This is a genomic window from Variovorax raffinosi (assembly GCF_051216615.1).
Classification (GTDB): Bacteria; Pseudomonadota; Gammaproteobacteria; order Burkholderiales; family Burkholderiaceae_C; genus Variovorax.
Map to the genome: position 1 here is coordinate 814,078 of NZ_JBPJZR010000002.1, position 22,787 is coordinate 836,864.

General features: G+C 68.5%; 23 protein-coding genes. 8 read left to right on the plus strand and 15 right to left on the minus strand.

Going from position 1 to position 22,787, the window contains the following annotated elements:
• The first annotated feature begins 100 nt into the window (after positions 1-100).
• Positions 101-790 carry a hypothetical protein gene (locus tag ACSFB7_RS09750; RefSeq protein WP_435469411.1) on the plus strand — a complete coding sequence of 230 codons (690 nt, stop codon included), beginning with the start codon at positions 101-103 and terminating at the stop codon, positions 788-790.
• Position 791: 1 nt separating this feature from the next.
• Here ACSFB7_RS09750 and ACSFB7_RS09755 read toward each other — a convergent pair whose 3' ends face one another.
• Both ACSFB7_RS09755 and ACSFB7_RS09760 read right to left on the minus strand, forming a co-directional pair.
• Entirely contained in the window at positions 792-1,373 is a 582-nt protein-coding gene (locus ACSFB7_RS09755; protein WP_435469413.1) for an isochorismatase family protein, read from the minus strand.
• 134 nt (positions 1,374-1,507) lie between these two features.
• Positions 1,508-1,888 carry a helicase SNF2 gene (locus ACSFB7_RS09760; protein WP_435469415.1) on the minus strand — a complete coding sequence of 127 codons (381 nt, stop codon included), beginning with the start codon at positions 1,886-1,888 and terminating at the stop codon, positions 1,508-1,510.
• 258 nt (positions 1,889-2,146) lie between these two features.
• Here ACSFB7_RS09760 and ACSFB7_RS09765 point away from each other — a divergent pair, with 258 nt between their 5' ends.
• The gene (locus tag ACSFB7_RS09765) at positions 2,147-2,623 is read left to right on the plus strand and encodes a DUF6314 family protein (RefSeq protein WP_435469417.1); all 477 of its coding nucleotides are present in this window, start codon (positions 2,147-2,149) and stop codon (positions 2,621-2,623) included.
• A gap of 12 nt (positions 2,624-2,635) precedes the next feature.
• Here ACSFB7_RS09765 and ACSFB7_RS09770 read toward each other — a convergent pair whose 3' ends face one another.
• From ACSFB7_RS09770 to ACSFB7_RS09800, 7 genes are all read right to left on the minus strand, one after another.
• The gene (locus tag ACSFB7_RS09770) at positions 2,636-3,214 is read right to left on the minus strand and encodes a biotin transporter BioY (protein ID WP_435469419.1); all 579 of its coding nucleotides are present in this window, start codon (positions 3,212-3,214) and stop codon (positions 2,636-2,638) included.
• Between the two features lie 31 nt (positions 3,215-3,245).
• Positions 3,246-3,839, minus strand: coding sequence for an energy-coupling factor transporter transmembrane component T family protein (locus ACSFB7_RS09775; RefSeq protein ID WP_435469421.1), 594 nt, complete (start codon positions 3,837-3,839; stop codon positions 3,246-3,248).
• Positions 3,832-4,581, minus strand: coding sequence for an energy-coupling factor ABC transporter ATP-binding protein (locus ACSFB7_RS09780; RefSeq protein ID WP_435469423.1), 750 nt, complete (start codon positions 4,579-4,581; stop codon positions 3,832-3,834). The genes ACSFB7_RS09775 and ACSFB7_RS09780 overlap by 8 nt, the downstream gene beginning before the upstream one ends.
• A gap of 57 nt (positions 4,582-4,638) precedes the next feature.
• Positions 4,639-5,487: an isocitrate lyase/PEP mutase family protein gene (locus ACSFB7_RS09785; protein WP_435469425.1), complete on the minus strand. Its 849-nt coding sequence runs from the start codon at positions 5,485-5,487 to the stop codon at positions 4,639-4,641.
• A 97-nt stretch (positions 5,488-5,584) separates the two neighbouring features.
• Complete coding sequence (locus ACSFB7_RS09790; protein WP_435469427.1) at positions 5,585-6,874, minus strand: MFS transporter; 1,290 nt, start codon at positions 6,872-6,874, stop codon at positions 5,585-5,587.
• Entirely contained in the window at positions 6,871-9,222 is a 2,352-nt protein-coding gene (locus tag ACSFB7_RS09795; RefSeq protein WP_435469429.1) for a N,N-dimethylformamidase beta subunit family domain-containing protein, read from the minus strand. The genes ACSFB7_RS09790 and ACSFB7_RS09795 overlap by 4 nt, the downstream gene beginning before the upstream one ends.
• Positions 9,219-10,637 (minus strand): aminotransferase family protein, encoded by a 1,419-nt coding sequence (locus ACSFB7_RS09800; RefSeq protein ID WP_435469431.1) that lies wholly within the window; start codon positions 10,635-10,637, stop codon positions 9,219-9,221. The genes ACSFB7_RS09795 and ACSFB7_RS09800 overlap by 4 nt, the downstream gene beginning before the upstream one ends.
• Before the next feature lie 100 nt (positions 10,638-10,737).
• Between ACSFB7_RS09800 and ACSFB7_RS09805 the strand changes: the two genes are divergently transcribed.
• Genes ACSFB7_RS09805 through ACSFB7_RS09815 form a run of 3 tightly spaced genes read left to right on the plus strand, consistent with a single transcriptional unit; the run spans position 10,738 to position 12,675 of the window.
• Positions 10,738-11,655, plus strand: a complete 918-nt coding sequence (locus ACSFB7_RS09805) for a LysR family transcriptional regulator (protein WP_435469433.1) — start codon at positions 10,738-10,740, stop codon at positions 11,653-11,655.
• A 17-nt stretch (positions 11,656-11,672) separates the two neighbouring features.
• Positions 11,673-12,020, plus strand: coding sequence for a hypothetical protein (locus ACSFB7_RS09810; RefSeq protein ID WP_435469435.1), 348 nt, complete (start codon positions 11,673-11,675; stop codon positions 12,018-12,020).
• A complete protein-coding gene (locus ACSFB7_RS09815) occupies positions 12,010-12,675 on the plus strand; it encodes a glutathione S-transferase family protein (protein ID WP_435469437.1) in 666 nt (221 codons plus the stop codon). The genes ACSFB7_RS09810 and ACSFB7_RS09815 overlap by 11 nt, the downstream gene beginning before the upstream one ends.
• A 17-nt stretch (positions 12,676-12,692) precedes the next feature.
• Here ACSFB7_RS09815 and ACSFB7_RS09820 read toward each other — a convergent pair whose 3' ends face one another.
• Positions 12,693-13,319 (minus strand): FMN-binding negative transcriptional regulator, encoded by a 627-nt coding sequence (locus ACSFB7_RS09820; protein ID WP_435469439.1) that lies wholly within the window; start codon positions 13,317-13,319, stop codon positions 12,693-12,695.
• 182 nt (positions 13,320-13,501) lie between these two features.
• Here ACSFB7_RS09820 and ACSFB7_RS09825 point away from each other — a divergent pair, with 182 nt between their 5' ends.
• From ACSFB7_RS09825 to ACSFB7_RS09835, 3 genes are read left to right on the plus strand one after another with little or no spacing between them, the layout of a single operon-like run.
• Positions 13,502-14,215, plus strand: coding sequence for a YebC/PmpR family DNA-binding transcriptional regulator (locus ACSFB7_RS09825; protein ID WP_435469441.1), 714 nt, complete (start codon positions 13,502-13,504; stop codon positions 14,213-14,215).
• 9 nt (positions 14,216-14,224) lie between these two features.
• Positions 14,225-14,530 carry a zinc finger Ran-binding domain-containing protein gene (locus ACSFB7_RS09830; protein ID WP_435469443.1) on the plus strand — a complete coding sequence of 102 codons (306 nt, stop codon included), beginning with the start codon at positions 14,225-14,227 and terminating at the stop codon, positions 14,528-14,530.
• A 31-nt stretch (positions 14,531-14,561) separates the two neighbouring features.
• On the plus strand, positions 14,562-14,999 hold the full coding sequence (locus ACSFB7_RS09835) for a GFA family protein (protein ID WP_435469444.1): 438 nt from the start codon (positions 14,562-14,564) through the stop codon (positions 14,997-14,999).
• 42 nt (positions 15,000-15,041) lie between these two features.
• Here the strand turns inward: ACSFB7_RS09835 and ACSFB7_RS09840 are convergent, their stop codons facing one another.
• The 5 genes from ACSFB7_RS09840 to ACSFB7_RS09860 form a co-directional block, all read right to left on the minus strand.
• Entirely contained in the window at positions 15,042-15,833 is a 792-nt protein-coding gene (locus tag ACSFB7_RS09840; protein WP_435469446.1) for an ABC transporter permease, read from the minus strand.
• Complete coding sequence (locus tag ACSFB7_RS09845; RefSeq protein WP_435469448.1) at positions 15,830-16,447, minus strand: ABC transporter ATP-binding protein; 618 nt, start codon at positions 16,445-16,447, stop codon at positions 15,830-15,832. The genes ACSFB7_RS09840 and ACSFB7_RS09845 overlap by 4 nt, the downstream gene beginning before the upstream one ends.
• A 137-nt stretch (positions 16,448-16,584) precedes the next feature.
• The gene (locus ACSFB7_RS09850) at positions 16,585-19,065 is read right to left on the minus strand and encodes a PepSY domain-containing protein (RefSeq protein ID WP_435469450.1); all 2,481 of its coding nucleotides are present in this window, start codon (positions 19,063-19,065) and stop codon (positions 16,585-16,587) included.
• Positions 19,066-19,800 (minus strand): hypothetical protein, encoded by a 735-nt coding sequence (locus ACSFB7_RS09855; protein WP_435469452.1) that lies wholly within the window; start codon positions 19,798-19,800, stop codon positions 19,066-19,068. It lies immediately after the preceding gene.
• A gap of 393 nt (positions 19,801-20,193) precedes the next feature.
• Entirely contained in the window at positions 20,194-22,722 is a 2,529-nt protein-coding gene (locus tag ACSFB7_RS09860; protein WP_435469454.1) for a TonB-dependent siderophore receptor, read from the minus strand.
• Positions 22,723-22,787: the final 65 nt, after the last annotated feature.

Consider the following 22,787-nt stretch of genomic DNA (forward strand, 5'->3'; position numbering starts at 1 on the left):
GAAGGCGGCCCCTGCCGAACGGCCGCCTGGCGCGGGTTGGGGCCGGCCAACTGCACCGGCGTGGTGCCGCTTCGCGAATGGCTATGCTCGGCGCCTTCCCATGCCTTCCCGCCATTCATCCTTCGACCTGACCGCGCCTGCAAGCGGGGAGCCCACCGAGTGGACTTCCAACGCGCCGCAGGTCACCGAGCGCACGCCGCAGTCGGCCTCCGACTGGGTGGCGTGGCTGATCGCGCTCGCGGTGCTGGCGTTCTTCGCGGTGTTCGGCTTCCGGGCGATGACCTGGGCGCTGGCCGGCGGCTGGCAATGGCTCTGGATGGTGATCGGACTGCCGGTGTTCGCGACTTTTTCCGTGCTGACGGTGATGTTCGTCGTGAAGCGCCTGCGCGAAGGACGCCGCGTGCGCGTGGCGCTGGAGAACATGTCGCTGGAGCGGGGCGAAGGCTTTCGCGTCGGCGAGCCGCTCGAGTTGCGCCTGCGTGCGACGGTGCCACGGGCACGGGCCGGCGAACGCACGGTGGCGCCTGAGCGCATCGTCATGCGGCTGATACGGCGCGCTGCCGGTGGCGCGGCAAGCGGCGAAGAAATGCTGCCGGACGAGTGCTGCGACGAGGCTGTCGCGCATCGCGATGATGCGCGGGCCGACCGGCTGGTCTATGCCTGCGAGCTTTGCGCGAGCCCCGCGTACAGCGGCGGCGCAGCGCAATGGTCCGTCGAGCTGCACGACCCGGCGGCTGACGACGACCTGCCCTTTTTCGTGGCCGGCCTGCGGCTGCTGCCCGAGCGCTGAATCAGCGAGCGCCGATGGCCGCGATGAGCGCGTCCGTCGAACGCACGCGGCCCATGCGCGGGAACAGCTCCTTGTTCGCGAAGTTGTGCAGCTCGGCCGCCAGCGAACTCATCGCGTCTTCCACGAACACCAGTTCGTAGCCCCGGTCGAAGGCGGCACGGGCCGTCGAGTCGACGCCGAAGTTGGTTGCGATGCCGCTCATCACCAGCGTCTTGATGCCGCGACGGCGCAGTTGCTGGTCGAGGTCCGTGCCGTAGAACGCGCCCCACTGGCGCTTGGTGATCAGCACATCGCCGCCCTGCACCTCCAGTTCGAGCACCAGTTGCGAGAACTCGGGCGGCGGCACGGGCGACCCCGGCGGCCGGCTGATGGATGCATCCGCCGGCAGGCTCAGCAACGCGGTGACATCGACGCGCACCCACACCACGGTGCCGCCGGCTGCGCGCAATGCATCCGCGATGCGCTTGCTCCGTTGCACCACGTCGGCGGCGGCATGCGGCGCAAGCTGGCGGCCCACATTGCTGTGTTGCAGGTCGATGGAAATGAGGGCGGTCTGGCGGGGGTTCAGGTCAAGAGGGTCCATGCTGACCCATGATACGGAGGCAATGTGAGCCTGCCATGAGCGGGGTGGGCACAAAAAAAGGCCGGTCCATGCGTTGGCATGAACCGGCCTTTCGGCAGCGGCACTCGCCGAAGCGAGCGCATTGCTGACGAGGATTACAGCGGCAGTGCATCGCCACGAGCGGCAGCGCGGGCTGCGGCACGCACCGCGGCGCGGTCCACCGTGCTGGCAACGATCGGGGCCACGCCCGACGATGCGCCTTCGGCATACGGATCGGCGCTGTGTGCAGCGGCAACGGCTTCACTGCGGACGGCAGCGCGGCTGGTCGACGACACGAACACGGGTGCCGGGCCGGAGTTGGCGCCGGTGGCGTAGGGGTTGGCGCTGTGCGCGGCAACCACGGCCTGGCTGGAAACATCGGCGCGGCTGGCGCCCGAGGTGAGCTGGTGCACGCCTTCATAGGTTTCGGCGTGGGCAGAACCGGCAACAGCCAGCAGGGCAACGGCAACAGCGGAGAGGAGCTTCGAGGCGGTCATTTGGATTTCCTTCAGTTCAGTTCAATTGTTTTTGCACTTGGATGATTTCGAACCGGTCTTGGGTGGGTTGCCGTCCCTCTGGGCGCGGCCACCGCGCTCGGGGCCCTGTTCATCCAGATCGGCTTGGGGGCCGGTCTGTGGATTAATTGTGCGCCGATATCTAAGTAGAAACCCGTAGCAAACAGAACCACGGTGTTCACACGTTGGAAACAATCACCTGTCAGAAAGGGAGATGAGGGCTTGTCGTAGAGTGCCGGCATGAACGCGCCAGCCCCTTCATTCGCCCCGCTTGCGCCCTGGGGCACCCCGGACGCCGTCTTCGACGGGCTGGAAGGCGCCTGGGACCTGGACCGGACCATCGAAGGCCAGGCCGCCATGACCGGCACCGCCACGTTCACGCGGCTCGACACGGGGATGCTGAAGTACCGAGAGGAAGGCCGGATCCGTCTGGCCGACGGCAAGGAGTTCGACGGGCACCGTGAATACCTCTTCGAGCGCGCCGCTGGCGGTTTCGCCGTGTACTTCGCCGAGCAGCCACCGCGCCTTTTTCACGGCATCGCGATCGTGCATGACGGCGACGCGCTCGCCGGATCGGCCACGCACCTGTGCACACCCGACACCTACGACAGCAGCTACCGCTTTCTCGCCGATGGCTCCTTCGTGATCCGGCACACGGTGCACGGCCCGCGCAAGGACTATCTGTCGGCCACCACCTTCAGGCGGCGCAGCGCGTAGCCCAGGGACGAATCAGTCGCGGTCGAGCCGCCAGCCCGGCATGCCACGCATCACCGTCTGCACAAGCATCGCGCAGATGCCGCACTTGATCAGGTCGCCGGGAATGAAGACCAGCATGGCCAGCGCCGCCTGCGACAGCGACATGTGGGCCACCCACGAGAGCCCGACGATGCCGAAGGCATAGACCACCACGATCCCGCCGACCAGCGACGCGACGAAGGCCGCCGCCAGCAGCCCGGTGCCCGTGGCACCCGCCATGCGGCGCATCAGCAGGCCGCAGGTAAACGCGCCGAACATCCAGCCAAACAGGAAGCCCGAGGCCGGCGCCACGAACACGCTCAAGCCCCCACGTCCACCGGGCAGCAGGGGCAGGCCCAGCGCCACAGCGAGCAAAAACAGCGCAATCGCCAGGAACCCGCGTCGCGGCCCCAGCAGGCAGCCGGCGAGCATCACGCCCAGCGACTGCAGCGTGATCGGCACGCCGAACGGCAGGTCGATCTTGGGGATCAGCCCGAACACCGCCATCAGCGCCGCGAACAGCGCGATGTACGACAGGGAACGGGACGAAGTGAGGGAGCCGGTGGTGGTCATGGGAATCTCGTTCCAGAAAGAGGGTTCGGAATCAGCGGCCCAGCCGCGCGGCCAGCGCATCGGCCACGCGCTCTGCCGTCTGCAGGGTGCGGATGGTCAACGGCGCCAGCAGCCGCAGGCCGCCGCCATGCCCCGAACGGGCGCGGTAGGCATCGTCCAGGCGCTGCCACTGCACATAGAAATTTTCGGCGAAGCGCAGCATCAGGCCAAGGCCGAGCGCGATCCGCTCGGTCGGCACGCCGAAGCGCTGCAGCGGATGCATGAGGGTTTCGAGCACTGCCAGCAGGTCTTCGAAGCGCGTGGTCAGCGTCAGCATCAGCGCGAGCGTGGCCGCGCTGGCCAGCCGCAAGGCGCTGGCCACGCCCAGCGGCGTCGTGCCCAGCGCCCAGTGAAAGCCGACGATCAGCCCACCGGCAATCGCCACGCCGACCAGCATGCGCACGCGGCGCCATGCGGGGCGCCCGAGCGACGCGAAGATCAGCAACACCACGGCGCAGGCAATGGCCAGGTGAACAGGCCTGTCGACCAGCACCAGCAGCGTGCCGCACACCGACAAGACCGCGAGCTTGATCCACGCCGCGATCGCGTGCATCCAGGTTTGCTGTTCCGAATAGAGGCTACGCATGCGGCGCGCCCCGCTCTGCCCTGGCGCGCTCGCGCACATTCGCGGCATAGGCCTCGCAGACCTCGCGGCCCGGCCCGTCAGCGCGGACCTTGCCCTGCTCCAGCCACAGCACGCGCTCGAAGTCGTGCACGTGATCGAGCAGGTGCGTCGACAAGACAATCTGCTGGTCGGTGGCGTCAAGCTGCGCCGCCAGCCGCGCCTGGCTCAGCAGGTCGAGGCTGGCAAAGGGCTCGTCCAGCAGCAGCGTGGCCGGCTGGCTGATCTGCAATGCCAGGAGACACACCTGTTGGCGCTGCCCCTGGCTCAGCTCGCCGATGGCGCGCCCGGCCCATGCGTCGAGCCCGCGCTGCGCGAGGAAGTCGCGCGCCCGCTGCCGTGCCACCTGGCGCGTTTCACCACGCGCCGTGAGGCTGAACGCCAGCTCTTCAGCCACAGTCGGAAAAATGATCTGGTCGTCGGGGTTCTGGAACATCAGCCCCACGTGCTGCGACAACTGCCGCCGATCGGTCTGCGTGTCGCAGCCATGCACCACGACGCGCCCCTGCTGCGGCTGGTCGAGCCCGCTGATCAGGCGGAACAGGCTGCTCTTGCCCGCCCCGTTGTCGCCGACCAGCCCGATGCGCGCCTCCTGCAGATGGAGCGTCAGCCCCTCGAAGACGTGCTGGTTGCCGCGCACCAGCGTGACCGCCTCGAGGCGAATGCTGTGCGGGGAAAGGGGGGCGGTGGATGTCGGCTGCGGCAAGGGGCCGCCACTGTACCCGAACCCACCACGGCGGCTTGCGCCCTCCCGGCAGAGGGATCAGGCGGTAGCGGGAAAGAGTGCGTTGATTTCGCCGGCCGGGATCATCTCGCTGCTCATCGTGCGAAAGCCGGCGTTGTGCGTCCTGTCGTCGAATGCTTCGGTGGCGATGCGGCCAAGCACGCCGAGCACCGCCTGCAAAGGACCGCAACCGAGGCTGATGCGCCGCGCACCCGCATTGGCGAGCACGTCGACCGCCGGCGCTTTGGTATGGCCCGCATAGACGTTGACGGGCAACGCCACGGCGTCCGCAAGGCCCGCGATTTCTTCGAGGCTCGTCATGCCCGGCACGAAGATGCCGTCAGCGCCCGCCGATGCGTAGAGCCGTGCGCGGCGCAGCGTGTCCTGGTAGCGCGCGGCGGGGTCGTCGTTGGCGACGAAGTGGGTGTCGGTGCGTGCGTTGATGAAAAAGCGTGCGTCCAGTTTGCGCAGCGCCCCGATGCGCTCGCACAGGATCTCCGGCGGCGCGAGCTGGCGCGTGCCCGGCAGCACGCCGTCTTCGATGTTGATGCCGGCCACGCCCATGTCGATCAGCGCGCGCACGAGGTCGCACACCGCCTGCGTGCTGTCGCCGAAGCCGCGCTCGATGTCGACCGTCACCGGCACGCCGGCCACGCGACAGATGCGCGCACAGGCCGCGAGCAGTTCGCCGACCGGCATGCGCTCGCCGTCCGCATAGCCCAGCGACCACGCCATGCCCGCGCTGGTCGTGCCGATGGCCCGCGCGCCGGCGCGTTCGACGATGCGCGCGCTGGCTGCGTCCCACGCGTTCACCAGCACCAGCGGCTCAGGGCCGCTGTGCAAGCGATGGAAGATGTCTGTCTGCTGCTGGCGTTGCATGGTGGTCATTCGATTCCGGGGTGGTGGAGGAATGACCGGAGCATAGGCGCCCCGCGTCCGCGGAACTTGGAAAAAACTGCTGTCTGTTGTTGGCGCCGCGCCAACATCACCTGACGCCGTAGCGCCGCGCCGCGCGCAACGCCACCAGGCTCACCACCACGCCGAAGGCCACGTAGAACGCCGGCGCGATCTTGCTGCCCGTGGCCGTGATCAGCCAGGCGCTGATGAAGGGCGCGAAGCCGCCGAAGATCGCCACGCCGAAGCTGTAGCTCACCGACAGCCCGGTGCCGCGCGTGGCGGCTGGAAACAGCTCGGACATCGCGGCCGAAATCGGCCCCCAGTACGCCGAAGCCACCGCCCCCATGGCCGTGAGCGCCAGCATCAGCGCGGGCACCGACGGATGGTTCACCAGCAGGTAGAACAGCGGCACGATCATCACCAGCATCACGAGCGCCGCACTGCGCATGATGACAATGCGCCCCACCCGGTCCGACAGGCTGCCGAAGACCGGCACCAGCAGGAACTGCAGCACGCCGAACCAGAAGGTGCCCGCAAAGGCCATCGACGCCGGCAGCCCCAGTTGCCGCACCGCGAAGGTGGGCATGAACAAGCCCGTGTACGCCACGATGGTCGCCAGGATGATGAGCCCCATGGCCGCGAGCGTGCGCCCGCGCTGGTCGACCAGCGTGGTGCGCACCGGCGTGGCCTCTTGCGCCGCGCGCTTGAACTCCAGCCCTTCGTCGAGGTGGCGGCGGATGTACAGGCCGGCCGGCCCGATCAGCAGGCCGAAGAAGAACGGAATGCGCCAGCCCCACGACAGCAGCTGCTCGGGCGTGAGCAGCGCGTTGAGCCCCATGCCGAAGCCCGCCGCCAGGAAGGTGGTGATGCCCTGGCTGGCGAACTGCCAGCTGGAGAAGAAGCCGCGCCGCTGCGGGTCCTGCTCGGCCAGCAGCGCGGTGGCGCTGCCGAACTCGCCGCCGGCCGCAAAGCCCTGCAGCAGGCGCGCGGCAATGATGAGCGCCGGCGCCCAGAGCCCGACCTGCGCGAAGGTCGGCGACACCGCGATCAGCAAGGTGCCGCACAGCATGATCGCCATCGACAGCGTCAGCGCCTTCTTGCGCCCGGCCGCGTCGGCGTACGCGCCGAGCACCAGCGAGCCGACCGGCCGCATCACGAAGGTCACGCCGAAGGTGCCCAGCGTGATGAGCAGCGACACCGTGTCGTTCTCCGCGGGGAAGAACAGCTTGGAGATGGTCACGGCAAGAAAGCCGTAGATCACGATCTCGAACCACTCCAGCGCATTGCCGATGGAGATGGCCGTGATCACCCGCACCGTGCTTTGCCGGGCAACAGGGTCGGGAATGGCGGAGGCCGTGTGGGGTGCCAGGGTGCTCATGGTGCTGCGTGCTCCAGGGGTGGATGAACCGGTTGGCCCGCGACGGGCGAGACACCGAAGTGATGCAGCACGTTGCGCAGCACCCCTTCGAAACAGGGATCGACGCCGAGCACCCAGCTCGCGCCGACGGCGCCGGCGTTGAACACGCGACCGCCCTGCGGGCGCTCCCAATAGATCATCTCGGCCGACAGGCCGTCGAGCGACTCGGTCACGTTCGAGAAGTAGTCCAGGTAGGCATCGAGGCGGCCCGGCTTCGGCCGGCGCCCCTGCGCGATCACCTCGATGCCGCGCTGCGCTTCGGGCAGGCGCTGGCCGGGCGGCAGCGCATGCGTCATGCGGCGCAGCGTCGCCACGCTCAGGTCCCATTCATGGCCGATGGCACGCGGCAGGCCGCCGCCCGGTGCATGGCCGAAGGTCGAGCCTTCGCGCAGGTCCAGCGCATGCGGCTGCGAGAACAGGAAGTGCCGCGGCAGCGTAGCGTGGTACACGCCGAAGTCTTCGCCATCGGCAAAGGCCCAGCCAGCAGACTCCAGGCCGATGAGTTCGGCGCACGAGCGGCCGGCCTGCCTGAACTGCCCGCCGCGCGCCCAGTCCTGGCTGTGGTACTGCTCGCCGAACGGGCCGGCGGGCGGGCGGACCTTAGCCGCCTCCTCGCTGTCCTTGTCGTTGGGGCCGAGCACCTTGCGCTGCTCCATCACGGTGCCGTCTTCGTTGTAGCTCACGCGCAGGTACATGGTGTTGCCCGAGAGCACGATGGCCGTGCCGCCGCCCGACAGGTAGTCGTCGAGCCCGTCGCAGGCCGGCAGCGACCAGTACTCGCTGTGGCCGTTGATGACGACGGTCTTGTAGGCCTTCAGCAGCCCCGGATCGCGGTGCAGGTCGAGATCGCTCACCACGTCGTAGGCGTAGCCGGCCTGGTCGAGCCACACGTGCAGGCGGCGCTCCAGCCGCGTCCACTGGCAAAAGCCCGCATCGGCCGGGTCGTACAGCGCATTGGGGCTGGCGTTGGGCCAGGGCATGCGCAGCCCGACCTGGTAGGTGGGCTGGCCACCACGGTGGTAGGTGTAGCTGCTGTAGGCCGGCGCGTCGGGGTGGCTGTTCTCCAGTCCGACCGAGCGGCGCGGCCACACCGGATCGGCCACCACGTTCCGGGCGAAGGGCGTGCTCGCATAGGCCAGCCAACTGTTGGTGGCGCACAGCACCAGCACCGGCGCGGGCGCCTGATGCGCGGCGCGGCGCACGATGAAGCTGATGTCGTAGTCGGCCGCCTGCCCGTCCAGCAGAAAGCGCACGCGGCCCACGTAGACGCCGGACTTCGCATTGGCGGGCATGCGAAAGGCATGGCTTTCGGGCCAGCGGCAGTCGTAGAGGTCGTCGCCGGCCAGGCGCAGCCCGTGGCCGCGCGTGGGGTCGGCCAACGGGTCATAGCCGTTGTCGGAAAACTCGTTGACTCGATGCGGCTCGAAGGCCGGCCCGACGATCATCCAGGTGCCGTGGTTGACGATGCGGCCGGTGCGCTGGTGGCCGCTGGCGTCGGCCACCACATCGCCGCGCTCTTCGCGCAGCGGCCAGCAGGCGAGCACGCCGCGGCCACGGGCGGTGTGCAGACCCCGGTCGGCGAAGCGCTCGCGCACCTCGTCGGCCTGCAGTGCGTGCGCGTAGATCGCGGGCATGACGAGATCGCCTTCGAGGAAAGCATCCGCAAGGCCGTCGACACCGCTGCTGCCCAGGCGCAGCGGCGCGCGGCCCGGCAGCAGCGGGCCGGTCCATGCGCCGCGCGCGACCACCACGCCATCGAGCCACAGCACCGTGGCGCGCCCGTCCCAGGTGGCGACGATGTGGTGCCAGCGCCGGGGCACGAGCGTCCCACCGGCAAGCACGCCGTCGGCGCGGAAGGCGCCACCGTCGCCGAGATAGAAAACAGCGCGCCCGGCCTCGTCGATGAACAGGCCGTAGCCGCAGGCCCCGGGCAGGTCGTACTGGCCCATCACGCTCTGGCGCGTTCCCACGCTCCACGGCTGGACCCAGCATTCCAGCGTGATTGATCGCAGCGGCTGGTCGAGTCCGCGCTCCACGCGCACATAGGAGCCGGGGTGGATCGGCTGCACGCGCGGCGCAGAGGGCGCGAAGGCATGCAGCACGGTGTCGGCCGAACGCCCCTCGACATCGGGGCCGAGCTGGCACACCGAGAGCGTGTACGGCACGTCGCTGCTGATGTGAAAACGCACCACCTCGCCGGCGGCCACGCTCTTGCGGTCGGTGTAGCCGTGCACGCCCGGCACGTGCAGGCTGCGGTGAGGCGGGAGCGGTTGTTGTTGTTGCTGCTGCATGGCCACGGCTTTCGTCACGCGGCCGAAGCCACGGCCAGCCCCCTGGCCGCGACTTCGTCGGCCAGGTCGCGCAGCGAACGCTCCAGCAGGTCGACGAGTTCGTCGATCTCCTGCGCGGTGATGGTCAGCGGCGGCGTGATCATCTGGAAATCGCCGAAGGCGCCCAGGTTGGCACGCCGGTTGTAAAGCGCAATGCCGTGCCGCAGGCCGTGCTCGGTCAGCCGCGCCGGCGCATTGAAGCTGGCCGGCAACTGGCGCCGCGTTGCCTTGTCGGCCACCAGCTCGATGGCGGTGAACAGGCCTTTGCCGCGCACGTCGCCGACGATGGGCGAGCGTTCGGCCACCTCGCGCAGGCGGGCCATCAGCAGTTCGCCCATGTCGCGCGCGCGGGCCACGAGGTCTTGCGCGATCACCTCGCCGACGACCGCGTTCGCCACCGCGCACGACAGCGGGTTGGTGAAGTAGGTGTGGCCGTGCACGAAGCCGCCGCTGTTCGCGATCGCATCGACGATGCGGTCGGGCGCGAGCAGCGCGCCCAGCGGCGTGTAGCCGGCCGCCAGCCCCTTGGCCAGCGTCACGAGGTCCGGGCGCGCACCGGCCCAGTGATGGGCCGCGAGAAAGGCGCCGGTGCGGCCGGCGCCGCTCATGATCTCGTCGTAGATCAGCAGCACGCCATGCCGGTCGCAGATCTGGCGAATGCGCTCGAAGTACGCAGCAGACGAGACCACCGCGCCGGTGGACAGGCCACCGATGGGTTCGAGGATGAAGGCCAGCACGGTGTCGGGCCCTTCGCGAAGGATGGTGGCTTCCAGCGCATCGGCGCAGGCCATCGCATGCGACTCGACGGTGTGCCCCTCAGGCACGCGGTAGGACAGCGGCGCGGGCACCTTCGGCATCTCACGCACCATCGCGCCATAGAGCGATTGCGTGTGGGCGTCGCCGGTCACGGCCAGCGCGCCGAGCGTGGAGCCGTGATAGCTGGGGTCGCGTGAAATGATCTTGGCGCGGCGCGGCTGGCCGGTCACCACCGCGTACTGGCGCGCCAGCTTGATCGCCGACTCGTTGGCCTCCGAGCCGCCCGACACGAAGAAGGCGCGATCGAACCCCTCGCCCGCCAGCGCGCACACGCGGTCTGCCAGCTCGATGCTGTGCTCGCTCTCGAAGAAGCGCGGATAGGCGAAGGTCACCTTCGCGGCCTGAGCCTGCATCGCGGCCAGCACCCGTGGATTGCCGTGCCCGATGTTGGCGACCACCGCGCCGGCCGTGGCGTCGAGATAGCGCCGGCCGCTGGCGTCCCACAGGTAGATGCCCTCGCCGCGCGCGATGCGCGGCGGCCGGGGCGTGCCCTTCGCGGCATAGAAGCCGAGCACGGTGCCGCCCTTGGGCGTGTCGCCGACGGTGCGGGCGATGTCTGTGGTGGTGGCGCTGCTCATCGGGGGATTTCCATTCACTTGTCTTGACCGGCCCGACGATAGGCAGAGCCCGCCATGATGGGTAGACGTATGGGACGATGAAGTGCTATACGTCTGGCGCATGAAGAACACCCACGACCGGCTCGATCTGCTCGACACCTTCATCAAGATCGGCGAGAGCGGATCGCTCAGCAAGGCGGCGCGCCTGCTCGGCACCACCCAGCCCACGGTGAGCCGGCGCCTGCTGGAGCTGGAGCGCCTGCTGGGCTGCAAGCTGGCGATTCGCACCACCGCCAACTTCTCGCTCACCGACGAAGGCCGCTCGCTGCTGGCCGAGGCCCACGACCTGACCGACCGCTGGTCGGGCCTGTCGCAACGGCTCTCGGGCGGCCAGAGCCGGCCCGAAGGCACGCTGCGCGTGATCGGCCCGTCGGGTTACGGCACCGGCTTTCTTACCGACGCAGTGACCGACCTGCGTGCCGCCCATCCGCAATTGCGCGTGGAACTCACGCTGACCGATCGCGTGGTCGACCTGGCCGCTTCGGGCGCGGAATGCTGGGTGTGCGTGGGCGAAGTGCGCGACCCCGGCCTGGTCTGCCGCTCGCTGGGCCGCATGGAACGCGTGCTGATCGCCACGCCCGCCCTGCTCAAGCGCCTCGGCCCGGTCACGCTGGCCCGGCTGCCGCAAATGCCTTGCGTGGGCCTCGTGCCGTACGTGATGGGCAACGTGCGCCTGATCGACCGCGGCGGCCGCTCGCGCATCGTGCCGCTGGACACGCCGATCCGCACCGACAGCCTGCTAGCCAGCTACCGCGCGATCCTCAACGGCGCGGGCATCGGCGCCGCCGCGCCGTGGATGTGCCATGAAGACATGCAGGCCGGCCGCCTGAAGCGCGTGCTGCCGAACTGGTGGCTGGAGCCCATCGGCGTGCATGTCGCGCTGGCGCCGGGGCTGTATCGTCCGGCACGCGTCACGGCCTTCGTCGAGGCGCTGCGGCAGCGCATGCATGCGCTGCCTGGATTCAAGCCCGCGTCATGACTGCAAGGAACATCACCGTGGAAACTGCCATCCAGTCGACCTCTGCGGACGGCCGGTACATCGTTCGCATCGCGCCCTGGGAGGCGCGCAACACGCACTGGGTCTGCCCACCGGAGATCGTGGACACCCGCACGGGCAGCACCTTCTTCAAGTTCGAAAGCGAGAGCTGGTCCGCCGACCGCTCGGCTTGGGAGAGCGATTCGCTGGTGCGGCTGACGCTGCGCAAGTACCCCGGCGATCAGCCGCGAAACACCCTCGTCGTCAGGATCGATTGCATTCACGATACGGGCGACATCGAGGGCGGCGCGCGGGTGGCCCTGGACGCGCTGGAAGCGGCATTGGAGAAAGCCCTGCATGCCGCCTGAACACCCGCTCACCGTCTGGGGCCGGCTCAGTTCGTTCAATGTGCAGAAGGTCTTGTGGCTGCTCGACGAAATCGGGCTGCCGTACCAGCACATTCCCGCCGGCGGCGCCTTCGGGCTGCTCGACACGCCGGAGTTTCTGGCGATGAACCCGCACGGCCATGTCCCGGTCATCCGCGACGCGGACGGCACCGTCGTCTGGGAATCGCACAGCATCCTGCGCTACCTTGCCGCGCGGCATGGCGGCGCGGCCTTCTGGAGCGAAGACCCGGTGCGGCGCTCCCATGTGGACCGCTGGATGGACTGGTCCCAGAGCAGCCTGCAGCCGGCCTTTCTGACGGGGGTGTTCTGGGGTTTCTATCGCACGCCGGAGCCGATGCGCGACTGGCCGAGCATCGAGAAGAACCTCGGCCTCTGCACGCGGTATTTCAGGCTGCTGGACCAGGCGCTGTCGGGCCGCGACTTCCTGGCCGGCGACACGCTGAGCCTGGCCGACATTCCCGCCGGCACCAGCCTGTACCGCTACTACGAACTCGACATCGAACGGCCTTCGCTGCCGAACGTCGAGGCCTGGTACGAGCGGCTTTCGCGGCGCGATGCGTATCGCCAGCGCGTGATGCTGCCGTTCGACGAATTGCGCGGCCGGCTCGACTATTAGAAAGAAGCGGGCGAAGTTCAGGGCACGATCAGTTTCGCCAGCGCATGCGCCGTGGGCGACGCTTCGCGTTCGAGGTTCTCGATCACACTGCGCCGGTCGGCTTCGGTGCGCTGCTGCGACAGAAAGCGCTTGCCGGTCAGCGACCGGATCTCGATCTCGAAACCCACCAGCCGCTGCGACGCGTTCTCGGCAAACTCCTGCGACGCGTCGTTCAAGGACCAGGCTTCGGTACGCCCCGCCTCCTGCGATTCGGTCAGCGAAGCCAGGTGCGACAGCACCCAGGCCGGGTCGTCGATGAAGCGCAACGGCCCTTGGGCCTGCACCGCGACGTAGTTCCAGCTCGGCGCCAGCCGGCCACTGCGTTGCCCGTTGACATACCAGCGCGGCGAAATGTAGGCGTTCGGCCCCTGGAAGACGACTGTCACGCTGCTGTCGTCCGCGACGCTTTGCCACAGCGAATGGCTTCTGGCGACATGTCCTCGCAGCGTTCCGTGTGGACCGAGGTCGCACACCTCCAGCGGCAGCAGGTTCGCTTCCGCCGCGCCGTCGCTCGTGACCGTGAACAGGGTGGCCAGGGGATAGGCGCGCATGAGCTGCAGAAGCTCATGGCGCGGCTCGACCGAGAACAGGGGCTGTGTGTGCATGCGGAAAGTATCGGCATCCCGCCGGCCGGTGCCTGTCGCGAGGGAGTCGCGGCGCGCACCCGGTTTCCCTCCCGCCCGCGCTCCAGCTACAGTAGTCGCCCCAAACCGGTCATCCAGCCCTTCTGCCGAGAACCAGACGAGAGCCAGACAAGGCCGCAACCACACACCTCAAGGAATCAGACATGGGCGCGCAATGGAAAGCAAAACACAAGGATCTGGCGGCCAACGCCAAGGGCCGGCTGTTCGGCAAACTCGCCAAGGAAATCATGATGGCCGCGCGCAACGGCGCCGACCCGGCCTCCAACTCGCGCCTGCGGCTCGTGGTGGAGCAGGCCCGCAAGGTCTCGATGCCCAAGGACACGCTGGACCGCGCCATCAAGAAGGGCGCGGGCCTCACGGGCGAGGCGGTGCATTTCGAGCACGTCATCTACGAAGGCTTCGCGCCGCACCGCGTGCCGGTGATGGTCGAATGCCTGACCGACAACGTGAACCGCACCGCGCCTGAAATGCGCGTGCTGTTCCGCAAGGGCCAGTTGGGCACCTCGGGCTCGGTGTCGTGGGACTTCGACCACGTCGGCATGATCGAAGCCGAACCCACCGGCGCCGGCGCCGACCCCGAAGTGGCCGCCATCGAGGCGGGCGCGCAAGACTTCGAGCCGGCAGAAGAAGGCAACACCACCGTCTTCCTGACCGACCCGACCGACCTCGACCTCGTGAGCCGCGCGCTGCCGGCCCAGGGCTTCACCGTGCTGTCGGCCAAGCTGGGCTACAAGCCCAAGAACCCGGTCGATCCGGCGAGCCTGAGCGCCGAGCACCTGGAAGAAGTCGAAACATTCCTGGCCGCCATCGACGCGAACGACGACGTGCAGAACGTGTTCGTGGGCCTGGCCGGCTGAAGTTGCTTCATGCAGTGCCCTGTCTGCAACCATCTCAATTCGGCGACGGACGTGCGCTGCTTTCAATGCCGCACCACGCTGATCCAGGAAGCCGTGGGCCATTCGGACAGCTACCGCAAGACGACCGGCGCGTTGGACTCCCGCATGTACAGCGGCGTCGGCGCGTTCTTCGGCTTCTTTCTGGTGGCTGTTCTCCTGAAGTTCATCCTGTCCGGCGTGAACCTTGGTGACGGGGAGATCTACACCATCTCGGCAGTAGGTGCCGGGATCGGTGGACTCATCGGCCGTGCGCTGCTGCGCGCGAGGATGAAGTAGGCCCTCGGCGAGGCAAGAAGGAAAAAGAGCCGTGACCGCCCCGAAGGAAGCGCCCCGGCGACAACTCGCCGGCCAGTGCTTGTGCGGCGCGGTCCGCTACGCGGTCGCGGATGAATTCCTCTACGCCCTGAACTGCCACTGTGCGAACTGCCGGCGCGCGACGGGCTCGGCCTTCAAGCCCTTCGCGGGTATCGAGCGCCACAAGCTGGCGATCACGCAGGGCGAAGACAGGCTACTGGTCTTCGGCGAGCAGGACGCTGGCGACATGCACTGCGGGCATTGCGGCTCGCTGCTCTATTCGATCGTGCGTGAGGGCATGTACGCCCATGTCACCCTGGGCACGCTGGTCGATGCCCCTGCGATCCGGCCGAGCGCGCACATCTTCGTGGGCTCGAAGGCGCCGTGGTTCACGATCACCGACGCGCTGCCGCAGTACGACGAGCACGTGAAGCCAGCGGCCGAGGACTGACCGAGTCTTCGCGACGGGCGGCGCGCCTGCCCGCGCGAGCGCTCAGCCCAACCGGTCCGAGCGCAGACGCTGGCGCTCGTCGGTCATCGACCGCGCGGCCATGTAGACCGCGCCGGCTGCCGCCAGCCCGCCCGCGCCGGTGAGCAGAAACAGCAGCAGGATCTGGTACTTCGCGGCCTCGATCGGGTCCATGCCCGCCAGCAACTGGCCGGTCATGATGCCCGGCAGCGTGATGACGCCGGCCGCCGACATCTGGTTGATGATCGGGATCATCCCCCGGCGGATCGACGAGCGGATCAGCTCCGCGAGCGACTGGTTGATGGTCGAGCCCAGCGCCAGTTGGGCCTCGATGCCCGCGCGGCCCTTGGTCACGCCTTCGAAGAAACTGTCGAGCCCGAGGCTGGCCGAATTGAGCACGCTGCCCAGCACGATGCCCATCAGCGGAATGGCATAGCGCGGGTCGTACCAGGGTTGCGGGCGGATCGCCGTCATCAGCGCCAGCACCACCGTCGCCACGCTCGACACGCCGACCGCCGCCGCGCCGATGCGGAAGTTGCCACCGCCCTTGAGCCGCCACGCGGGCCGCACCGCCACCTCGCGCGCGGCGGCCAGGATCATCAGGATGACGATGGTGAGCGTGGCCACCGGCGACGCCGCGCTGAAGACGAAGCGCAGCACCAGCCCCACCAGCAGAAGCTGCACCACCATGCGCGCTGCCGCCCACAGCACCTGGCGATGCAGTTGCAGGTGCAGCATCAGCGAGGCGCCCGCGTTCAGCAGCACCAGCAGCGTGGCGAGCACGAGGTCGGTGGCGTCGAGATGGATGGTGGTCATGCGATGGCCTGCAGTTGGCCTTGCGCCATTTCAAAACGTCGGTGGCCCAGGCGCGCCGCCTGTTCCTGCGAGTGGGTCACCATCAGGATCGTCAGACCTGCTTGAAGCTGCCGCGACAGCAGTGCTTCGACTTCGAGCGTGGTCTTGGCGTCGAGCGAAGCGGTCGGTTCATCGAGCAGCAGCACGGCCGGCTTGCGCGCGAGCGAGCGCAGGAGCGCCATGCGCTGGCGCTCGCCCGTGGACAGGCGCGCAATCTCCGTGGCAAGCAGGTCGCCCGACAGGCCCACGTCCGCCAGCCAGCCCGCCAGCGGCTCGTCGACACCTTCCGGAAAATGCCCGGCCGCCGTGGGCGCCCACCATGCGGGCTCGGCCGCCTGGTAGATCACGCGGCGGCGCCATTCGGGGCCCGATCCTGCGTTGCGGTCGATGCCATCGAGCGCGACGGCCCCCTCCCCCGGGTCCATGTCCGCGATCAGGCGCAGGAAGACGCTCTTGCCCGAGCCGGACTTGCCGAGGATGCAGATGCATTCGCCCGCCGCCACGTCCAGGTCGATGAGCCCGCCGGTTCGCGTGCGCAGTTGCCTGATCCGCAGACGAGGAAGTGGATCGGTCATGCGGCGGAGCCTGCGAGGAACGACACGGCGAAAGCGGGGGGCATGAGCATCGCCGGATGCTAGGCGATGCGGCGCCCGCGCGGGGACTTCGCCGGGATGCCATACCGCGCCGCTGCGGATAGCGGCCGACGTCAGATTCAGTACACGTCGCGGCGGTAGCGGCCTTCGGCGATGAGGTCGTCGAGCGCGGCGCGCCCCAGCACTTCTTCAAGCACCGCATCGACACCCGCGGCCATGCCGGCCATGCTGCCGCAGACATAGACCACCGCGCCGTCGCTGATCCAGCGATGCAGCGCATCGGCCGCCTCGCGCAACCGGTCCTGCACATAGATGCGGGCGAGCTGGTCGCGCGAGAAGGCCAGGTCGACACGCTCGACCAACCCTTGCGTGCGCCATTGCGCCACTTCGTCCATGAAGAAGGCGTCGTGTGCGCGCTGCCGTTCGCCGAACAGCAGCCAGTTGCGCCGATGCCCGCGCGCGATGCGCTCGCTCAGGTGCCCGCGCAGGCCGGCGTAACCCGAGCCATTGCCGACGAAGATGCAGGGCACGTCGCCTTCGACAAGCTCGAAGCCCGGATTGCGCAGCAGGCGAAGCTCGATGTCCGCGCCCTGCGGCGCATGCGCGGTGAGCCAGCCGGAAGCGATGCCCAGCCCCGACGCATGGCGCGCCTGACGCACCAGCAGGCGCACGCGCCCTTCCCGTGCCACCGATGCAATGGAGTAACGCCGGGGCGCCAATGGCACCGGGTTGCCGGCACGCGACTGCGCGTCGTGCAAGCGCGGCAGCAGTTCGACCAGCGCACCCGGCTGCCATGAAGGCAGCTCGCCATGCGCCGGTGTGAGTTCGATCTCGTACAGCGGCGCGCCGATGCTGTCCGGATTGAGCAGGCGGCGTGCCGACAGTGTCCAGTTGGCAAAGGGCGCCTCGTCGGCCTGTGGCATCGGCAGATCGGCGATGCGATCACCGCCCGCACCGGCCAGCACGCCAAGCCTCTGTCGCCATGACGCAAGCGCGCCGGCATCGCCGTTGTCCACCTCGATCATCGGAAACATCGCCCGCGCACCGGCCGCGACCAGCGTCTGGTCGAGCGTGTGGCCGAAGCCGCAAAAGCGCGGGTAATGCCGGTCGCCCAGCGCCAGCAGGCCGTAGTGCAGATGCGAGAGCACCGCATCGCCAAGCTGCGACAGTTGCTGCGCAAAGCGCCGCGCCACGTCGGGCGGCTCGCCTTCGCCGAAGCTGCTGGCGACGATCAGCACGCGCTGGTGATCGCGCAACTGCCCGGCATCGAGCCGCGCCAGCGAAGCCAGCGTGACGGCAACGCCGGCCGCCTGCAGCGCGGCGGCACTGCGCAACGCAATGCCTTCGGCCGTGCCCGACTGGCTGGCGAAGGCCAGCAGCACGCGCTCGGGCACTGCGCCATCACCGTCGCCGTCGGACCGGGGCACCGCGCCAAGCGCCGCGCGTTCGGCACGAACCGCGCGCTTCTTGCGCCGCCGGTCGAGGTACAGCATCCAGCCCGTGACCGCGAACACCGGCAGCATCAACGACGCCAGCATCATCGCGATGCGTCCGGGCAGGCCGAAGTAGGTGCCCATGTGAAGCGGGTAGATCGTCGCCAGGAAGCGCCCGCCCTGCGACTTGGAGGCGTAGCGCTCGTCCTGCGTGACCTTGCCGTCGGGCAATTGGACCGTCGTGCGGTTGCGTGCGCGGTCGTGCGGCGGATCGGCGTCGAGCCAGGTGAAGAGCACCGAGGGCGTGGCACCCGAAGGCACGCGCAGGATCGCCTGGCTCCATCCACCGGAGCCCTTGGCGAGTTGCTCGAAAGCGGCCCATGCCGGCGCGATGTCGACCGCGCCCGCGTCCGCGCGCGCCATGTTGCGCACGCGCGGTGCCGTCGCCGCACCGGCCGCCGGCCGCGCGGCCGTTCGCGCGCCGCCCACCATCACGTCGACGGTGTCGCGCAATGCATCGAAGGCCCAGTACATGCCGGTGGTGGTGAGCACCAGGTACATCAGCAACGCGAACGTGCCGAACACCGAATGCAGGCCCCACAAGAAGGACCGGCCCTTGAGGGCGGTGTCGAAGGTGAACCATGCGCGCCAGTCGAGCGGCCGGCGTGGCCATCGCAGGTACAGGCCCGAGAGCGACAGCAGCAACAGGCCACCGGCCAGCACGCCAGCCGTTGTCTTGCCCTGCTCGCGCGGCAACAGCAGCCAGCGATGCAGTTCCTCGACCCACTCGAAGAAATCCGCGCCCACGAGCGGCGGCAGCGCGGCACCCGAATAGGGATCGAGGTAGATGGTCTCGCCGCGCCGCTCGCCCTTGGGCGGCGCAAAGATGACGCGTGCCGCGGCGCCCGGTGCTGCGTACACGGTGAGCGTGCCGACCTGCCGCTCGCCGAAAGCCTGGCGCACGACGCCGAGCAGTTGCGGCGGCGTGAGCGCCGGCACGGCCTGCGCGGGCACTTCGCGCCCGCCCGGGTTCATCGCGTCCAGCAGCTCTTCATGAAACGAAAGGACCGCGCCGCTCAGGCCGATCACGACCAGCACCGTGCCGGCCGTGATGCCGATCAGCCAATGCAGCTGGAACCAGATCTGGCGCAGTCCGGGGAGTTTCATTTATCGCGCACCCACTGCCCAGTCGATCGCCGCATCGAACAACTGCCGACCCGAAGGCGCGAGGTTGGTGAAGGTGTCGTTGTCCAGGAAGAACATCACCCGGCGCGCCGGGGCGAGCGATTCGTAGTCCATCGTCGCGCCCTTCTCGTAGCCAAAGATCGCCGCCTTCTCGGGCTGGCCGTAGAGCGTGGCGATGGTGATGGCGCCCAGGCCGGGCTTGCCCCAGCTCATGGCGGCCTGCTTGACGTAGACGTTGTTCACGCCGGCGGCGAGCCCCGCCGCCATCGGATGCGGGGCGTTCACGATCCAGAGGTAGCGCTCCTTGGGGGCTTCGCCGAAGTCGACGTCGTGCCACTTGCCGGTCATCGCGAGGTCGTCCAGCAGGTCGTTCTCCCAGGTGAGCAGGGGCACGGGCGATTGGCGCCACGCGCCGCTCACGTCCTTGGCCGCGACGGTGGACGAGATGACGACGAGGTCCGAGCCGTTCGCCACCGCAGGGCTGGCCGATTGGTCCTGCAGCGTGACGGCATAGCCGCGCGATTCGAGGTGCTGCCTGATCTTTTCGTCGGTCGGTAGATTGGGGCCGTCGCGCTGCACCAGCAGCACAACCTTGCGGCCCTTTCCCGGGGTCGTTGCGGTGGGTTCGGCGGCCTGCGCGGCATGCAGGCTGGTCAGCAGCGCGCATGCGATGAAGAAGGAAGCCGCGCGGCGCGTGATGTGGTTGAGTGGATTCATTCTGGGTGCGCCGTCTTGCTATCGCGCGACTTGCGAAGTTGATCGTGTGCTTTTGCTTGGGGCTGCAGTTGGGGACGGGTTCGGGCGCATTCGGGGCGAGTGCGAATGACACCAGGAGCTCCCCTCCGCGAATGTCCCCCGCTTCGCTCCTCCTTTATTTCGCTGCGGGGAGCACCTGGTGTCATTCGCACAGGGCACGCTGCTGGTGTACTGCTGATCAACAACTGCTCTGTCCAACGCTCGCGCCGATACGGGGCTCTTTTTCGCGAAATAAAGGAGGAGCGAAGCGGGGGACATTCGCGAAAAAGAGCACCGTGTCGGCGCGAGCGTCGCCCTGAACAGCAGCGCCGAAAAACAAGCACAACGCGGCGAACAGAAAAGCGGAGTTCCATGTCAGAACTCGAAGGTGGTCAACAACGACACCTGACGCGCATCGCCCATCGAGATGAAGTAAGTATTGGCAGCCGACGGGTAGTAAGTCTTGTCGAACAGGTTCTTCACGTTGAGCTGGAACTTCACCTTGCGCCCGTACATCCGCGTGTCATACGTGGCGAAGGCATCGACCGTTGTATAGGCTGGCAACTCGAAGCTGTTGGCCGAGTCGCCCGCACGCTTGCCGACGTAACGCGCACCCGCGCCCAGGCGCAGCCGGCCTTCACCGCCGAACACCTGGCCGGCGTCGTACACGGCCGAGATCGATGCCGTCTGGCGCGCCACGTTCCAGAGCCGGTTGCCAGCGTACAGCGGGTCCTGCGTGGTCTTCGCATCGACGAAGGCATAGCTGCCGATGGCGCTCCAGCGCTTACCGAGCTGGCCCGCGAAGTCGACTTCGAGGCCGCGCGAACGCGCCGCGCCCGCCGTGCGCCAATCGGTCAGCTTGGTCACGTCGTTGAACTGCGACACCAGCACGTTCTTCTTGTGAATGTCGAACAGGGCCACCGTGCCGGTGACGCCGCCCGGCATGTCGAGCTTGGCGCCGAACTCCCACGACTTGGCGCTTTCCGGCTGCACCGCCGAGTCGAGGACGAAGCCACTCGACAGCGGCGCGATGGTCGATGCGGGCTTGAGCGACTGTGTGTAGCTGCCGTACAGCGAGACGGTGTCGCTCCACTTGTAGACCAGCCCGACGCGCGGCAGCACCTTGGAGCCTTCGGTGTCGGTGTTGAGCTTGAACGGCCGGCCGCGCCCCGCCGTCTGCGTCCACGCCTGGTAGCGCAAGGCGGCGACGGCGATCCACTTGTCGCTCAGGTGGATCGAGTCCTGGAAGAACAGCGACTGGTTGTGGAGCTTGTCGGTCTGGTCGCTGTCACTGGCCGACACGGTGCTCGAAGGCAGCTCGAGGCCGTACACCGGGAACAGATAGCTGAAGGTGCGCGTGGTGGCCTGGCGCAGCAGGTCGGCGCGGTAGATCTTGCGGTACTCGGCGTCCACGCCGAACTGCAGGTCGTGCCGCATGCCCGCCAGCTGCACGCTGCCGTCGACATACGCGGTGCCATAGCTGTCGGTGCTCAGGGCGCCATGCGTCGCGTCGTTGCTGCGCGTGAGCGTGCCGCGCGTGGCGTTCAGGCCATTCACGCGCAACTGGTTGGCGTCATAGGTCTCGCGGTTGTAGCTGAGGTTCAGGTGGCCGGCCCATCCGCCGCCGAACTGGTGATCGACCGAGAGCTGGCCCAGGTGGGTTTCGCCGCGCATCTCATTGAACGGTTCGTCCAGGCGCTGCGTCTTCGGAAGATTCAGCGGACGCTGGGTGCGCGGGTCGAGCGCGGTGCCTCGGTCGAAGGGCGTGACGTACTTGCGGTACTCGTACCAGAGCACGGCCTGCGTGTCGTCGCCATACCAGGCGAGCGACGGCGCGACGAGGGTCTCGCGGTGCGTGCCGAAGTTGCGCCAGTAGTCTTCGTCGACGTGATCGACGATCAGCCGGTAGGCCAGGCCGTCCTCGCCGATGGGGCCGGTGGTGTCGAGCGTGGCGCCGGTGCCGGTGCGGCCGTTGGCGTAGCCCGACCCGAGCAGCGACACGGCCGTGCGCTGGCGCAGTTGCGGCTTCTTGCTGACCACGTTGATCACGCCGCCCGGGTCCATGATTCCGTACAGCAGCGATGACGGGCCCTTGAGCACTTCGACGCTTTCGGCCGCCGCATTCATGCCCCGGCCCTGCACCAGCGGCATGCCGTTGTGCATGATCGATCCGTCGCGGTTGCCGCCGAAGCCGCGCTTCATGATGGTGTCCTGCGTGCTGGCCAGGGTGTTGCCCTGGTTGATGCCGCTGACGTTGGCGAGCGCATCGTCGATGTTGCGCGGGCGCTGGTCGCGGATCACCTGGGCCGGCACCACGTTGACCACCTGCGGAATGTCGAGCACCGGCGCGGTGGTGCGCAGGGTCGATGCGTCGGGCGTGGGCTGGTAGCGGTCGTCCGCATCGGAGGGCGCGGGCGCGGCGCGGGCGACCACGCGCACGGCGGGCAAGGTGCCGTCTGCTTCGGTGTCGCTGCTGGATGCGGCTGCTTGCGGCGCGGGCACGGCCTTGCGCAAGGTGAATTCACCCACGCCGCCTTCCACGGCTTCGAGGCCGGTGCCGGCCAGCAAGGCGGCAAAGCCCGCCTGCACCGTGTAGCTGCCCTGGATGCCGTCGGAGTTCAGCGTGCGGGTGCTGGCGGGGTCGAACGACAGCGCCACGCCGGCGGCCGCCGCGAAGCGCCCCAGCACCGATGACAACGGGCCCGCATCGATGCGGTAGGCCTTGGCGGGCTGGTTCTGCGCACGCGCTGCAGCAAAGCCGGCGACGGGCTCGGCAGCCCATGCGGCGGCGGGCAGGGCCACGGCCGCGAACAGGCACAGCAGGGCCTTGTGCACGGCATGCGTGCTGGGCAAGAGGGCAAAGGCTTCACGCGCGCGGTCGCGGCGTGACGGGTTCTCGGACATTCAGATCTCCTTCGGCACAGGGTTCGGTGTTGGGCGTCTTCTCTGGTAGGCCGAACGAGATCGAA